Genomic DNA, 14,684 nt, shown 5'->3' on the forward strand with positions numbered 1-14,684 from the left:
AAATTTCCACCAACCCTAAAAATTATAGAAACATTCTTTTTATATCTCATTTATTCTGCCAAGGCACCCATTGGATCCCATGGTGCAAGGACGATTGGTTCTGCTTCATAAGCAGCTCGTTCTTCTGCTGTCAGTAATTCTTTACGGACAACGATTTGGTAAGTATATTCGTCCATCCAAGCATCTGAAGCAACAAAGTAACCATCTGTTCCGACCTTGTCTCCCCATGAGTTTTCAACTTTCCACTTAGTTGATTTACCATTTTCATCCAAATCAACACCTGTCAAGACCATAGCGTGGGTCATCAAGCTTTCGCTGTAGTCCAAACGTCCAGCCTTGTCTTGAGTGAGTTGAATATCCATACTTGATTCAAAATCATAGACATCTGTCGCAAGGATTCCTGCTTTACGGTTGCTGAGCTGGCCGACATCTGAACCAAACCAAACAGTTTCTCCTATTTGCATTTGGGCAATGGCCAATTCCTTCAAGCGTTCCATCGGTACGTTAATGTAGCGAACTGCACGGCTACCAACAACATTTCCCAACATCTCAACTGTATAGGATTTGCCATATGGTTTATCAGCAGTTGGAGCATTGATCACAGAAACATAGTCTTCTAGTGGAAGGTCAACATATTTCTTGTAAAACTCTTGTGGAGTGATGCCTTTTTCGCTTTGGTAGTTGTCATCCTTATCGCGATAAGCAAAGTTAAATTGACGTGGTGGGAGCCCCAATGACATAGCAAGGAAGTTAAAGATTTCTTGCAAGAGGTCTTCTTTCTTGGCTTGAACAGTTGCTTGGTCAGCGCCAGAAGCCAAGAGGTCACGCAAGATTTGAGCATCTTGACGAAGCAATTTGTTAAGGATTGCATTGAGCTCACGGCTACTACTAGATGAAACAGACTCTGGATAAACAGACTTAGGAACGACACCGTATTTCTCAAAGAGAGAAACTACCATATCCCACTGACCACCATCTTGTTGTGGAGTTTGGAGTAGGAAGCTAACCTTGCGGCTTGTCAATTCTTGGTCAGCAGTCGCAATCACTTGCTCCAAGAACCAATTAGATTTTTCATACTTGTCCCAGAAGAAGGTGTGGGCTTGTGACAATTCAAAGTTTTCAAGTTTGTATTGAGAGATGAGTTTGTGGCGGAAAGTATTAAGTGCCGCAAACATCCAGCAACGGCCAGATGCTTTCTGGTTAGTGACCTTGTCCTTAGTCAAGTCAAGTGAGAAAACAGGTGTGTTGTCTACATGGCTTTGACGACGCTCAAGGGCTGCAAAAATTCCATTGTGACTGGCAGCATTTTCGATAGCTTGGTATTTTACATTTGCTTCATAGTTAGCAAATAATTTATCTGTAAATGATTCTTGAATCGCGTTCATAAAATCCTCCTTTTTTCTTACTGTCTATTATAACTCTTTTCACAAAGGAAGCAACCAAAAACTGAAAAAGGCAGGGACATTTCCCCTACCTTTTCCTATTATCCAGTTTATTGAACACTTTTAAGCAAGCCTTCTAGCTCTTCCTTGCTTAAACGACGCCATTCTCCACTTTTCAAATCCTCATCCAAGGTCAAAGTTCCCATGGTTAAACGTTGCAAGTCCACAACTTCTTTACCACAGTAGGCCACCATCCGTTTGACCTGGTGAAATTTCCCTTCTGCAATGGTCACTCGGACCAGGCTTTGATCCTTTTCCGTATCAATAGACACAAGCTCCAGTTTGGCAGGCTGACAGGTAAAGTCCTTGAGCGGAATTCCTTGCGCAAATGTCTCAATGTCTTCATCCGTCATGATTCCATTGACTTGCGCTAGATAGGTTTTATCCACATGACGTTTTGGTGAAAGAAGAGCATGAGCCAGCTTGCCATCATTGGTCAAGAGCAAGAGTCCATGCGTATCGATATCCAAGCGCCCTACCGGGAAAACTTCCTTGGCACGTGCATAGTCATCCAACAAATCCAAAACAGTCTTGTGTTTAGGATCTTCAGTCGCTGAGATAACGCCCTGGGGCTTGTTCATCATATAGTAAACAAACTCCTCGTAGTCTAGCTTTTGTCCGTCAAAACAAATCTCGTCTGTCTCTTCATCAATTTGTAGCTTGGCAGATTTTTCTTTCTCGCCATTGACCGTCACGCGCCCAGCCTTTAGAAAGTTTTTTACCTCGGTCCGACTCCCGACAGCACAGGCAACTAAAAATTTATCTAATCTCATAGGGCTATTATATCATGAAAAAACATAGAATTAGAACAAAAAAAGCCGCCTGATTGGGCGACTTAATTTTTTTATAGGGAGATTATTATGAAAAAGTTTTAGGAGTATAAGTTAAGGTCTTCTTAACTTATGAGATAAGTATACAGCTCCTATCTTAAAGTTTCCTTAAGTATTTTTAAATGTGAGATTTTTCCATTTTTCTCGCCAGTTTTTCTTAGATAAACGCTGTTGATAAAGCTTCATCCGGTCGTCATTTTCTAAAAAATGGGGAGTTGGAGAAACCTGAAAGTTCAAAATATCCTCCAAACCATAAGGCGCAAAGAGCTCTAAAGTTGCGTCAACTTGCAAGCGAAGTCCTATCGCCGTACAACGTTCGGGATATTTACTCATAGCGTCACAGGAATTCACATACGGTTCCGTATGGGGACTATGCTGATGCATATAGGCTTGATTTTTCAACTCCCATTGATACTGGGGAAAATCCTCTCTCAACTTACTTTCTATAGCCAGCGTTTCTTCATAACTCACCTCTGGGTCAAAGAAAATGACGTCCACATCCGTTTCACGGTCAAAAGCTGGTTTATCTGACAAGAGATTCCAGATAAAATTTCGAACCGAACCAGCTGCTAACCAGGAATCTTTCAACTCCAAGTCACGAATGATAGTCAGAATAGCCATCATATCAGGATTTTCTCTGAAAGAGTCTAAAATATCAGCCTTATTTTTCAATGTATTCATACCCCAAATGCTCATAAGCCTTGGCTGTCGCGACCCGTCCTGAACGAGTTCGCATGATAAATCCTTTCTGGATCAGGTAAGGTTCGTACATATCCTCAACCGTCTCACGCTCTTCAGCGATATTAACCGAAAGAGTTCCTAGACCGACAGGACCCCCACCGTACATCTCAATCATGGTGCGAAGGATTTTCTGGTCTACATAGTCCAAACCTTCATGGTCTACATCCAGCATAGTCAAGGCCTTATCCGTAATCACATCATCAATCAAGCCATCGCCCATAATCTGCGCAAAATCACGCACGCGCTTGAGGAGACGATTGGCGATACGAGGAGTTCCACGACTGCGTAAAGCTAACTCGGAAGCCGCCTCATGAGTGATTTCCATCTCAAAGATATCTGCCGTCCGCTCGACAATCTCTGTCAAGTCAGCATGTTCGTAATATTCCATGTGACCTGTAATCCCAAAACGGGCACGAAGAGGATTGGACAGCATCCCAGCTCGTGTCGTTGCCCCAATCAAGGTAAAAGGTGGCAAATCTAGATGGACACTACGGCTAGCTTCTCCTGCACCAATCATGATGTCAATGTAGAAGTCTTCCATGGCACTGTAAAGGACCTCTTCTACCGACATGGGCAAGCGATGAATCTCATCAATAAAAAGAACATCTCCTGGCTCCAAGTCATTCAAAATCGCTACCAAATCACCTGCTTTTTCGATGACAGGACCAGACGTCTGCTTAAGATTGACTCCCAATTCATTGGCAATGACAAAAGCCATGGTTGTTTTCCCGAGACCTGGAGGGCCAAACAAAAGAACATGATCTAGCGCCTCATCACGCATTTTTGCTGCCTCGATAAAGATTTGAAGCTGATCCTTGACCTTGTCTTGTCCGATATATTCACGTAAATATTGGGGACGGAGGGTACGCTCTACCAACTCCTCATCACCCATGATTTCATTATCTAAAATTCTACTCATGTTCCTATTATAGCAAAAATCCAGCCTACAAACAAAAAAGCCACCTGATTTGGTGGCTTCTTTAGGGAGATTATTATGAAAAAGAAAAGTTTAGGATTTCTATTAAATAAAGTTAGGAGGTCTTTACTTAATGATTACATGATACAGTAGAAGACTTAAAGTTAGCTTAACCTATAAATTTTATTTTTTTGCTAGAGATTTTAACTACTACCAGCCAAAGCAGAAAAGTTAGGAGGCAGATACTCACCACTATTAAGTATGTTTCTTCCTTTGTTAAAAGGTTCTGCCAATTAAGCCGGATTCCTAATTTTTCTTGAAACTCTTCTAATAAGCTACTATTCCCCATAAATGTAGTTTCTAATTGCTCCTTCATTAAGACCTGTCTATAGAGAGAAGCAAGATAGGTAGCCGGTGTGCACTTCATGAGAACTTTAGCGAAGTTAGGAAGAATTCCCATTGGTACATAAGTTCCCACTAAAAATCCTGAAGCTGTACCTACAATTGTAGCCAATTTACCCAGACTATCTACTGACTGGAAATGATAAATCAAGAGTACATTTACCAATGTTGAAAGGAGACTACTTAGCAGCATGATTAAACTAATTTCAAATAGCTTACTCATAGCTGGAATTTCTTGAAAATAAAGGCTCATAACAACAAGCATAAAGGCTTGCATAACAAAGGAAATGATAAGGCTACTAATAAGATAAGACAGTTGCAAGCCCCAGCTCCCTAAATCTGTCAAAAAGAGATCCTGATCCACTTGATTTTCACGATCTTGTACCATCTGGGTCAAAGCTGTAAAACTGGTTGTAATCCCAGTCACAGCCAATGTTCCACCCATCAGCCAGTTATTTAAAAGGCTCTTATTATCAGGAAGTTGAGACCAGGCATCCATCAGATTTTTCTGCAAAAAAATGATATAGAGTAGAAAGGAAATCAAAGCTCCCAGTAATGAGAAAAAGACTCCTGAACGATTACGAAAATACAACAAAAAATCACGTTTTAACAAAGCTAACATTAGCGCACCTCTCTTCCTGTAAGGGCTATGAAGGCATCATCCATAGTTCCTGGACGAAATTCAAAGCTAGCAATCTTCTCACGAACTTGGGTCAAATAATCAATAGCTTCCAATTGGCTCTTAGGATAAAGACTATACTCAAACTCATTTTCCTTTTCCACAGGCATATTTTTAGGTAAGAATTTCTCCACCTGCTTGTCTTTAAAACAAATTTTTAAAAGATTGGAAGCGTACTCACTTTTAATTTCAGCAGCAGAACCTTGGGCAATAACCTTTCCATGATCTATAATATAAAGTTGATCTGCCTCATCTGCTTCATCCAGATAATGAGTCGTTAAGATAATAGTCATCCCTTCATCTCTTTGTAGACGATACAATAAATCCCAAATGGATTTGCGAGTCTGAATATCTAGTCCAGTCGTAGGCTCATCTAGAAATAAAATATCGGGATTGGCTAGGAGAGCCCGAGCAATGTCAACTCGACGTTTCTGTCCTCCTGATAAAGTTCCATAAAGTTGTTTCTGAAAAGCAGTCAACCCTAGTTGATTGATTAAATCTTCCACACGACCACCTTTAATCCCCTTATACTGCTGAGCGCGAATGGCTAGGTTTTCTTTGACCGTCAACTTTTCATCCAATACACTTGCTTGAAAAACAACTCCAATCCGAGTATTGGGCGCATAGATGATTTGACCATTAGTTGCTCTTTTAAGTCCGATTAACATTGAAATCGTGGTCGATTTGCCAGCCCCATTAGGTCCTAAGATTGCGTTAAAACTTCCTTTTTTAAACTCTAAATTTATATCTTTTACTGCTGTATAGTCTCCATAGTTCTTAGTGAGGCCTTTTACTTGTAAAATCATATTTCCTTCCTCCTTTTTACACCTTCAGTTTAACAAAAAGGAAAAAGAAAAAATATAGTTTGGTGCTATGTGGTCGAAATGGATGATTATGTGGTCAATTCTACCTTAAAACTTCTGCATTTGAACATAAAAAAAGCCACCTGATTTGGTGGCTTCTTTAGGGAGATTATTATGAAAAAGAAAAGTTTAGGATTTCTATTAAATAAAGTTAGGAGGTCTTTACTTAATGATTACATGATACATGAGTAAACTTAAAGTTAACTTAAGATAAAAGAATTATTTAAATTTTTTTCGATCCACCCAAATCATTCCTGTACAATCATAAGTAGATAAGGTTTCAAACCCCAGAGAACGGTAAAAACCCAAGTTTTTTTCTGTCTGTTCAGTCGCTAGTTGTATTTGGTAGGCATCCTTATAGTCAGCTAAGGCTTCTTTCATCAAATTACTACCAATTCCTTGGCGCTGATAGCTAGGCAAAACAATCAAATCCTGGACAAAAACGGATGAAAAACCGTCTCCAACCAGACGCATTAAACCAACGATTTCCTCACCATCACGCGCAAGATAAGTCGTTAGCGAATGAGACAAGGCCTGCTCCAACATCTGTGGCTGATTGGTATAGTTTGTCCAACCAACTGCCTGATAGAGATGTAAAACGTCATCAATTGAAACAGAGGATTCTTTTGTAAATTTTATCATAGTAGAACCTTTCTAACATTGCCTAAGCGATTTTATCTGCTGCCCATTTTTATCAAAGTTTTTAGGAGCCAACCATGTTTCCAAACGAGCTTTGACTTGTGGCCAGTCCTTATCGATCATGGACAACCAATCCGTATCTCTGGTGCGACCTTTATAGATAACAGCTTGGCGGAAGGTGCCTTCATAGACAAAGCCCAAACGTTCTGCTGCTTTTCTAGATTGAAGATTGAGGGCGTCGCACTTCCACTCATAGCGTCGATAGTTGAGTTCTTCAAAGACATAACGGGCTAGCAAACAGTGAGCTTCTGTTCCCATCCTGGTCTGTTTGAGAGCCGGAGAAAAAGTCACCGAGCCAACTTCAATGGTGCGATTGGCTTGGTCAATACGCATGAGCGAAAAAGTACCCAGTGCTTTACCAGTCGCTTTATCGATAATCGCGTAGTAAAAGCGATCCTTTTGCTCAATCATCTGCTTTAAAGCTACCATTAACTCTTCTAGATTAGCCACAGGTGGTTGAAAAAGGTAGATCCACATCTCACGAGGACTATCTGGGCCATAGACAGCTAATAAATCCTCTGCATGCTTTTCCACCGATAGAGCTTCTATAGTCGTATATCGCCCTTCTATCCGTATAAGTGAAGGCAAAACTCCAGGTGTATCATCTACAGATTCACCAATCATCTGACCGTATTCATTTACTGGCATAACTTTCTCCCTGTCTCCCACTTATAAGTTTAAAGATGTGAATAGTATATCACATCTCACAGGTAATCTACAAAAAATCCTCCAGATTCTACTCTGAAGGACTTTTAAATTTATTTCGTTACGATATTTACAAGCTTATTAGGTACACTAATTACTTTCACGATTTCTTTACCTTCGATCTCTGCTTTGACTTTTTCGTCAGAGAGAGCAACTTCTTGCAATTCCTCGCGTGACAGGTCTTTAGCGACCATGAGTTTGGCGCGGACTTTTCCTTTGATTTGGACTACGATTTCAATTTCATCTTCAACCAATTTGCTTTCGTCCCATGTTGGCCAAGCTACATAAGAGATAGACTCGCCTGTTGCTGCCACTGTTTGCCAGAGTTCTTCAGCCAAGTGAGGAGCAAATGGAGCAATCAATTGGATAAAGCCTTTAGCGTAATCCACATAGAGTTTGTCTTCCTTGTTCGCTGCGTTGACAAAGACCATGAGTTGGGCAATGGCTGTGTTGAATTTCATGGACTCGATTTGCTCTGTGACAGCTTTAACAGTTTCGTTGTAAACCTTGTCTAGAGCACCATTGTTTTCTGCAACGATTTCTTTACTTGTGATCAAACGGTAAACACGATCAAGGAATTTACGACTTCCTTCCAAGCCTTCTTCTGACCAAGCGATCGAAGCATCGAGTGGCCCCATGAACATTTCATAGACACGAAGGGTATCAGCACCGTATTGTTCCACCACATCGTCTGGGTTTACCACGTTCTTGAGGGATTTCGACATCTTGGCTGGCGCTTGTTCCAACTCTTCGCCTGTTTCCACATGGAAGAAGGAACCGTCACGTTTTTCAACTTTATCAGTCGCTACAAGAGCACCACGGTGGTCACGGTAGCTTGTTCCCAAAATCATTCCTTGGTTAAAGAGTTTTTGGAATGGTTCTTTGGTTGGAACAACACCGATATCATAGAGGAATTTATGCCAGAAACGAGCGTAAAGCAAGTGGAGCACAGCGTGTTCTGCACCACCCACGTAGATATCGACTGGCAACCATTGTTTGAGTAGATCCTCATCAGCCAATTTTTCTGTGTTATGTGGATCGATATAGCGGAGGTAGTACCAGCTTGAACCTGCCCATTGTGGCATGGTATTGGTTTCGCGACGACCTTTGACGCCATCTTCGCGGGTTACTTCCAGCCAGTCTGTCAAGTTGGCTAGTGGGCTTTCCCCAGTACCTGAAGGGCGGATGTCCTTGGTGACTGGCAAGACAAGTGGCAAGTCACTTTCTGGAACGGCTGTCGAAGTTCCATCTTCCCAATGAATAATTGGGATTGGTTCACCCCAGTAACGTTGCCGGCTAAAGAGCCAGTCACGGAGGCGGTAAGTCACCTTCTCTTGGCCACAACCTTTTTCTTCTAACCAAGCCACAATCTTGGCAATCGCATCTTCCTTGTTCAGTCCATCAAGGAAGTCTGAGTTAACGTGAAGGCCATCTTCTGTGTAAGCAGTTTCTGCTACATTTCCACCTTCCAGTACTTCTACGATTGGAAGACCAAACTGTTTAGCAAATTCCCAGTCACGTTGGTCATGGGCTGGTACGGCCATTACCGCACCTGTACCATAGCTAGCGAGAACGTAGTCGGCAATCCAAATTGGAATTTCTTTGCCGTTTACAGGGTTGATCGCATAAGCACCCGTCCAAACTCCTGTTTTTTCCTTGGCAAGGTCTGTACGAGCCAAGTCTGACTTGAGGCTAGCTTGATGTTTGTAGTCTGCTACAGCCTCAGCCTGTTCAGGACTTGTGATGGCATCTACTAGTTCATGCTCAGGCGCCAAGACAGTGAAAGTCGCACCAAAAAGGGTGTCAGGACGAGTGGTAAAGACGGTGAATTCCTTATCTGTTCCCTTCACTTTAAAGGTTACATTAGCACCAGTTGATTTACCAATCCAGTTGCGTTGCATGTCCTTGATAGACTCTGGCCAGTCAAGGTCATCCAAGTCATTGAGCAAGCGCTCTGCATAGGCCGTGATTTTGAGCATCCATTGGCGCATTGGTTTACGGACAACTGGATAGCCTCCACGCTCAGATGTTCCATCTGGAAGAACTTCTTCGTTGGCGATGGCCGTTCCCAATTCTTCGACCCAGTTTACTGGTACTTCCGCTTCATAGGCCAAGCCTTTTTCATAAAGCTTGGTAAAGATCCATTGCGTCCACTTGTAGTAGTTTGGATCAGTTGTATTTACCTCACGGTCCCAGTCGTAAGAGAATCCAAGCGCATTGATTTGGCGTTTGAAGTTGGCAATGTTTTCCGCTGTGAATTCCGCTGGATCATTCCCTGTATCCATAGCATATTGCTCTGCAGGCAAACCAAAGGCATCCCATCCCATTGGGTGAAGAACGTTGTAGCCTTGGGCACGTTTGAAACGGCTGAGGATATCAGTCGCTGTGTATCCTTCTGGGTGCCCTACGTGAAGACCCGCTCCAGATGGGTAAGGGAACATGTCCAATGCATAGAACTTAGGTTTTGAGGCATCTGTTCCTGTCTTAAAAGTGTGATGGTCAGCCCAGTATTTCTGCCACTTAGGCTCGATTTCTTTGTGATTGTAAAAACTCATGCTGTCTCTCCAATTTTCGTGATGCTCCTATTATACCATTTTTAGGGGAAATATTGTTCCTCTTTTCGTGTTTTTTATCGTTTCGCCCTTTGAATACTAAACTATTTTACAAATAAATTCTAAAAATTCTCCAATTTATATAATTTCCTATTCAAACAATTCTTAATAAATAATATAGATGCAAGATAGGGCTTTTTATGGTAGAATATAGGAAAGTGCTTTCTCAGAAGGAGGGGAAAATGAACAAACAAACCATCGCTGTTTTAGGGCCTGGTTCTTGGGGTACTGCTCTGTCACAAGTTTTAAATGACAATGGACATGAAGTACGTATCTGGGGAAATATTCCTGACCAAATTGACGAAATCAATACACAACATACCAACAAACGCTATTTTAAGGATACTGTTTTAGACGAAAAGATTGTTGCCTACCATGATTTAGCAGAAGTCTTGAAGGGCGCTGACGCTGTTTTGTTCGTAGTTCCAACTAAGGTGACAAGATTGGTAGCTCAACAAGTGGCTGCTGTCTTGGACCATAAAGTGGTTATTATGCATGCTTCAAAAGGTCTCGAGCCAAATAGTCACAAACGTCTTTCAACCATTCTTGAAGAAGAAATCCCTGAAGAGTTCCGCAGTGAAATTGTGGTTGTATCTGGTCCTAGTCACGCAGAAGAAACAATTGTACGCGACATTACCTTGATTACTGCCGCATCTAAGGATTTAGAGACAGCTCAGTATGTTCAAGCACTCTTTAGCAACCACTACTTCCGTCTTTATACCAATACAGATGTGATCGGAGTGGAAACAGCTGGTGCTCTTAAAAATATCATCGCTGTTGGTGCAGGGGCACTCCATGGACTTGGCTTTGGTGATAACGCTAAGGCGGCGATTATCACGCGCGGGCTTGCGGAAATCACTCGTCTAGGAGTCAAGCTTGGAGCAAATCCATTAACTTACAGTGGTCTTTCTGGAGTTGGGGATTTAATCGTCACCGGAACTTCTGTCCACTCACGCAACTGGCGAGCAGGTGATGCTCTTGGGCGTGGTGAAGCCTTGGCAGATATCGAAGCCAACATGGGAATGGTCATCGAAGGAATTTCAACTACCAAAGCTGCTTACGAATTAGCGCAAGAGCTTAGAGTCTATATGCCTATCACCCAGGCTATCTACCAAGTTATTTATGAAAATGTTAATATTAAGGATGCTGTTTCTGAACTCATGAGTAACGAGTTCAAGGCAGAAAACGAGTGGTCATAATCACCGTTAGAAAGGAAGCTCATGAAGCAAAAAGTTAGAAAAGCTGTTATCCCTGCCGCGGGGCTTGGAACTCGCTTCCTCCCGGCAACCAAAGCCTTGGCCAAAGAAATGTTGCCAATCGTGGATAAGCCAACTATTCAATTCATCGTTGAAGAAGCTCTCAAGTCTGGAATTGAGGATATTCTTGTTGTAACAGGGAAGTCAAAACGTTCTATCGAAGACCATTTTGATTCAAACTTTGAACTAGAGTACAACCTTAAGGAAAAAGGAAAAACAGATCTCTTAAAATTAGTTGACGAAACAACTGGAATGCGCCTCCACTTCATCCGTCAAACACACCCACGTGGACTCGGAGATGCCGTTTTACAAGCTAAAGCATTCGTCGGGAATGAACCCTTTGTGGTGATGCTGGGAGACGACCTCATGGATATCACTGATGACAATGCTGTCCCATTGACCAAGCAACTTATGAATGATTACGAAGAGACTCACGCTTCTACCATCGCTGTAATGCCTGTACCACACGAAGAAGTCTCTGCTTATGGTGTCATTGCTCCTCAAGGAGAAGGAAAAGACGGACTTTACAGTGTTGAAACCTTCGTTGAAAAACCAGCACCTGAGGATGCTCCTAGTGATTTAGCCATCATCGGTCGTTACCTTCTCACACCAGAGATTTTCGGTATTCTTGAAAATCAAAAACCTGGTGCCGGAAATGAAATCCAGCTAACAGACGCTATTGATACCCTCAACAAAACTCAACGTGTATTCGCCCGTGAATTTAAAGGTTCACGTTATGACGTTGGAGATAAGTTTGGATTCATGAAGACTTCCATCGAATACGCCCTCAAACATCCTCAAGTTAAAGACCACTTGAAAGACTACTTAATTGATCTTGGAAAAGAACTTTCAGGTGAATAACAAACTCTTAAAACCAGGTTGAATTTACCTGGTTTTTTTGTTGCCTAACTCCCTCTAAAGCTCGTCCATGACTAATTTCTTGCAATCATTGCTTTTATGGTATAATAAAATAAGAGTGAGGAAAGAAATGAAGAATAAATTGTTAGAACTTAAAGAAAAAGGACTGGCTTTCCTTCAGTCCCTAAAAACAAAGTTAAAAAATATACATTTAGGAAAAAGTAGTCCTAAAAAATCTAAAAAGAAAAAGCAAACCAAAACGAATATTTGGACTATCTTTGCCAATATCTTACTGGGAATTAAGGCAACCTTTAATACCCTATTCATTATCGCCTTTCTTGGTGGACTTTTAGGTACTGGAGTTGTTTTCGGTTATGCAGTTTCCCTGTTTGATAAAGTAAGTGTCCCTCAAACAGAAGATTTAGTCAAACAAGTGAACGATATTTCATCCATCTCTGAAATTCGCTATGCTGACGGTTCCATGATTGGCGCTATCGAGAGTGACCTCCTTCGGACATCTGTCGCATCAGATGCTATTTCAGAAAATCTCAAGCAAGCTATCGTTGCGACCGAGGATGAACATTTCGCCGAACATAATGGAGTCGTTCCTAAAGCGGTTATTCGTGCTAGTTTAGGAAACTTTATCGGACTTGGTTCTTCTAGTGGAGGTTCTACACTAACCCAGCAGCTCATCAAGCAACAAGTGGTTGGGGATGCTCCTACACTAACTCGTAAAGCTACTGAAATCGTGGATGCCTTGGCCTTGGAGAGAGCAATGAGTAAGGACGAAATCTTGACAACTTATCTCAACGTTGCTCCATTTGGTCGTAATAATAAAGGTCAAAACATCGCAGGAGCTCAACAAGCAGCCAAGGGTATTTTCGGGGTTGACGCCAATCAGCTAACGATTCCTCAAGCAGCCTTCATAGCAGGATTGCCACAAAGTCCTATCTCCTACTCACCTTATGAATCAACTGGGGAAATGAAGAGCGAAGAGGATATGGAACTAGGTATCAAACGTTCAAAAGATGTCCTTTACAATATGTACAGAACAGGGGTCCTCAGTCAGGAAGACTACGAAACCTATAAAGCATACGACATCAAACAAGATTTCTTACCAGCTGAAAGTGTAGACGTAACTTCTAGGGGCTATCTCTACTTTACTGCTCTCGATGAAGCAACTAATCTCATGTATGACTACTTGGTACAAAAAGACAACGTCTCTGCCCAAGAACTCAAAAACGAGTCTATCCAAAAATCCTATCGTGAATTAGCTGAAAAAGAAATTCAAAATGGTGGTTACCGTATCACTACTACAATCGACAAAACAATCCACGCTGCCATGCAAGATGCTGTGGCAAATTATGGCTACCTTTTAAATGATAGTAGTGGTCAACCTGAAGTCGGAAATGTCTTAATGGATAATAAAACAGGAGCCATCATAGGATTTGTAGGAGGACGAGATTACCAAAACAATCAAAATAATCATGCTTTTGATACTAAACGCTCTCCTGCCTCTACTACTAAGCCACTATTAGCTTATGGTATTGCTATTGACCAAGGATTGATGGGAAGTGCTAGTATCCTATCAAACTATCCTACCAACTTTGCTAACGGAACCCCTATCATGCACGTCAACAGTCCAGGAACAGCTATGATAAACCTTAAGGAAGCCCTCAATTATTCATGGAACATCCCTGCCTACTGGACCTATCGTATGCTCCGTGAAAAAGGAGTTGATGTCCGTTCTTACATGGAAAAAATGGGCTATGAGATTCCAGAATACGGTATTGAAAGCCTTCCTATGGGCGGAGGAATCGAAGTTACTGTAGCTCAACATACAAATGGATATCAGACACTTGCTAATAATGGAGTTTACCATAAAAAATACATGATTTCGAAAATCGAAAAAAGCAATGGCGAGGTCATATATGAGCATAAAGACGAACCTGTTCAGGTCTACTCTAAAGCTACTGCAACCATTATGCAAAGTCTATTGAGAGACGTACTTTCATCACGAGTAACCACGAGCTTTCAAAGCGATCTTGCTTCCATCAATTCTAAGTTAGCAGGTGCTGATTGGATTGGTAAAACTGGTACAACCAACGAAGAAGGTGATATGTGGCTCATGCTTTCAACTCCAAAATTGACTCTTGGAGGCTGGGTTGGTCACGATGATAATAGTCCCCTAGCTAACGGCGCATACTTCCGTAATGCTAAGTACATGGCTAATCTGGTAAATGCTATTCAACAAGCTTCTCCTTCTGCTTGGGGAACTGAGCGTTTCAGCCTTGATTCAAGTGTAACTTCTTCTCAAGTTCTTAAATCAACTGGTCAAAAGCCAGGACGAGTTAATCTCAACGGAAAAGATTACGAAATTGGCGGAGAGACTGTTACAAGTTACTGGGCCAACCAAGCTGGTGCCCCAACTACGACATTCCACTTTGCAATTGGTGGTAGTGAGGCTGACTATCGAAATGCTTGGAATACAATTGTTGGAAATTTAATAAAACAAGATAACAAAGACAAAGATAAAAAAGACAAAGATAACAATAACAATAGCAACAATAATAATCGAAGTAATAACAGTAGCAACAGCAATAATAATGGTAATACTAACAATAATACTACCAGTGAGAGCAACAACTCTTCTTCGAATAGATCCCAACGCTAACCTTTCT

At 41.6% G+C, this 14,684-nt stretch carries 12 protein-coding genes; 3 read left to right on the forward strand and 9 right to left on the reverse strand.

Annotated features, from left to right (window positions below):
* Positions 1-50 precede the first annotated feature (50 nt).
* The 9 genes from pepC to leuS form a co-directional block, all read right to left on the reverse strand.
* Entirely contained in the window at positions 51-1,385 is a 1,335-nt protein-coding gene (gene pepC / locus ACLNCS_RS06205) for an aminopeptidase C (RefSeq protein ID WP_004250638.1), read from the reverse strand.
* Positions 1,386-1,492: 107 nt separating this feature from the next.
* Positions 1,493-2,215: a pseudouridine synthase gene (locus ACLNCS_RS06210; RefSeq protein ID WP_004250633.1), complete on the reverse strand. Its 723-nt coding sequence runs from the start codon at positions 2,213-2,215 to the stop codon at positions 1,493-1,495.
* A 165-nt stretch (positions 2,216-2,380) separates the two neighbouring features.
* Positions 2,381-2,953: a nucleotidyltransferase family protein gene (locus ACLNCS_RS06215; protein ID WP_004250632.1), complete on the reverse strand. Its 573-nt coding sequence runs from the start codon at positions 2,951-2,953 to the stop codon at positions 2,381-2,383.
* Positions 2,934-3,932, reverse strand: a complete 999-nt coding sequence (gene ruvB, locus ACLNCS_RS06220) for a Holliday junction branch migration DNA helicase RuvB (protein WP_004250631.1) — start codon at positions 3,930-3,932, stop codon at positions 2,934-2,936. The genes ACLNCS_RS06215 and ruvB overlap by 20 nt, the downstream gene beginning before the upstream one ends.
* 166 nt (positions 3,933-4,098) lie before the next feature.
* Positions 4,099-4,953 carry an ABC transporter permease gene (locus ACLNCS_RS06225; protein ID WP_004250630.1) on the reverse strand — a complete coding sequence of 285 codons (855 nt, stop codon included), beginning with the start codon at positions 4,951-4,953 and terminating at the stop codon, positions 4,099-4,101.
* On the reverse strand, positions 4,953-5,816 hold the full coding sequence (locus tag ACLNCS_RS06230; protein WP_004250628.1) for an ABC transporter ATP-binding protein: 864 nt from the start codon (positions 5,814-5,816) through the stop codon (positions 4,953-4,955). Before ACLNCS_RS06230 ends, ACLNCS_RS06225 begins: the two co-directional genes overlap by 1 nt.
* Positions 5,817-6,092: 276 nt before the next feature.
* Entirely contained in the window at positions 6,093-6,515 is a 423-nt protein-coding gene (locus ACLNCS_RS06235; protein WP_004250626.1) for a GNAT family N-acetyltransferase, read from the reverse strand.
* 12 nt (positions 6,516-6,527) lie between these two features.
* A complete protein-coding gene (locus ACLNCS_RS06240; protein ID WP_074324496.1) occupies positions 6,528-7,220 on the reverse strand; it encodes a GNAT family N-acetyltransferase in 693 nt (230 codons plus the stop codon).
* Between the two features lie 110 nt (positions 7,221-7,330).
* Positions 7,331-9,832 (reverse strand): leucine--tRNA ligase, encoded by a 2,502-nt coding sequence (leuS, locus tag ACLNCS_RS06245; RefSeq protein ID WP_424847817.1) that lies wholly within the window; start codon positions 9,830-9,832, stop codon positions 7,331-7,333.
* Positions 9,833-10,071: 239 nt separating this feature from the next.
* Between leuS and ACLNCS_RS06250 the strand changes: the two genes are divergently transcribed.
* From ACLNCS_RS06250 to pbp1b, 3 genes are all read left to right on the forward strand, one after another.
* Positions 10,072-11,088 (forward strand): NAD(P)H-dependent glycerol-3-phosphate dehydrogenase, encoded by a 1,017-nt coding sequence (locus ACLNCS_RS06250; protein ID WP_424847819.1) that lies wholly within the window; start codon positions 10,072-10,074, stop codon positions 11,086-11,088.
* A gap of 21 nt (positions 11,089-11,109) precedes the next feature.
* Positions 11,110-12,006, forward strand: coding sequence for a UTP--glucose-1-phosphate uridylyltransferase GalU (gene galU, locus ACLNCS_RS06255; protein ID WP_254731318.1), 897 nt, complete (start codon positions 11,110-11,112; stop codon positions 12,004-12,006).
* A gap of 127 nt (positions 12,007-12,133) precedes the next feature.
* The gene (gene pbp1b / locus ACLNCS_RS06260) at positions 12,134-14,677 is read left to right on the forward strand and encodes a penicillin-binding protein PBP1B (protein ID WP_424847821.1); all 2,544 of its coding nucleotides are present in this window, start codon (positions 12,134-12,136) and stop codon (positions 14,675-14,677) included.
* Positions 14,678-14,684: the final 7 nt, after the last annotated feature.

The sequence above is a fragment of the Streptococcus sp. CL9.43 genome (genome assembly GCF_049737935.1).
Taxonomy (GTDB): domain Bacteria; phylum Bacillota; class Bacilli; order Lactobacillales; family Streptococcaceae; genus Streptococcus; species Streptococcus infantis_I.

Excerpts from the sequence above, each read along its gene's own strand:
- pepC (WP_004250638.1), bottom strand. The coding sequence starts at position 1,385 with ATGAACGCGATTCAAGAATCATTTACAGATAAATTATTTGCTAACTAT.
- ACLNCS_RS06210 (WP_004250633.1), bottom strand. The coding sequence starts at position 2,215 with ATGAGATTAGATAAATTTTTAGTTGCCTGTGCTGTCGGGAGTCGGACC.
- ACLNCS_RS06215 (WP_004250632.1), bottom strand. The coding sequence starts at position 2,953 with ATGAATACATTGAAAAATAAGGCTGATATTTTAGACTCTTTCAGAGAA.
- ruvB (WP_004250631.1), bottom strand. The coding sequence starts at position 3,932 with ATGAGTAGAATTTTAGATAATGAAATCATGGGTGATGAGGAGTTGGTA.
- ACLNCS_RS06225 (WP_004250630.1), bottom strand. The coding sequence starts at position 4,953 with ATGTTAGCTTTGTTAAAACGTGATTTTTTGTTGTATTTTCGTAATCGT.
- ACLNCS_RS06230 (WP_004250628.1), bottom strand. The coding sequence starts at position 5,816 with ATGATTTTACAAGTAAAAGGCCTCACTAAGAACTATGGAGACTATACA.
- ACLNCS_RS06235 (WP_004250626.1), bottom strand. The coding sequence starts at position 6,515 with ATGATAAAATTTACAAAAGAATCCTCTGTTTCAATTGATGACGTTTTA.
- ACLNCS_RS06240 (WP_074324496.1), bottom strand. The coding sequence starts at position 7,220 with ATGCCAGTAAATGAATACGGTCAGATGATTGGTGAATCTGTAGATGAT.
- leuS (WP_424847817.1), bottom strand. The coding sequence starts at position 9,832 with ATGAGTTTTTACAATCACAAAGAAATCGAGCCTAAGTGGCAGAAATAC.
- ACLNCS_RS06250 (WP_424847819.1), top strand. The coding sequence starts at position 10,072 with ATGAACAAACAAACCATCGCTGTTTTAGGGCCTGGTTCTTGGGGTACT.
- galU (WP_254731318.1), top strand. The coding sequence starts at position 11,110 with ATGAAGCAAAAAGTTAGAAAAGCTGTTATCCCTGCCGCGGGGCTTGGA.
- pbp1b (WP_424847821.1), top strand. The coding sequence starts at position 12,134 with ATGAAGAATAAATTGTTAGAACTTAAAGAAAAAGGACTGGCTTTCCTT.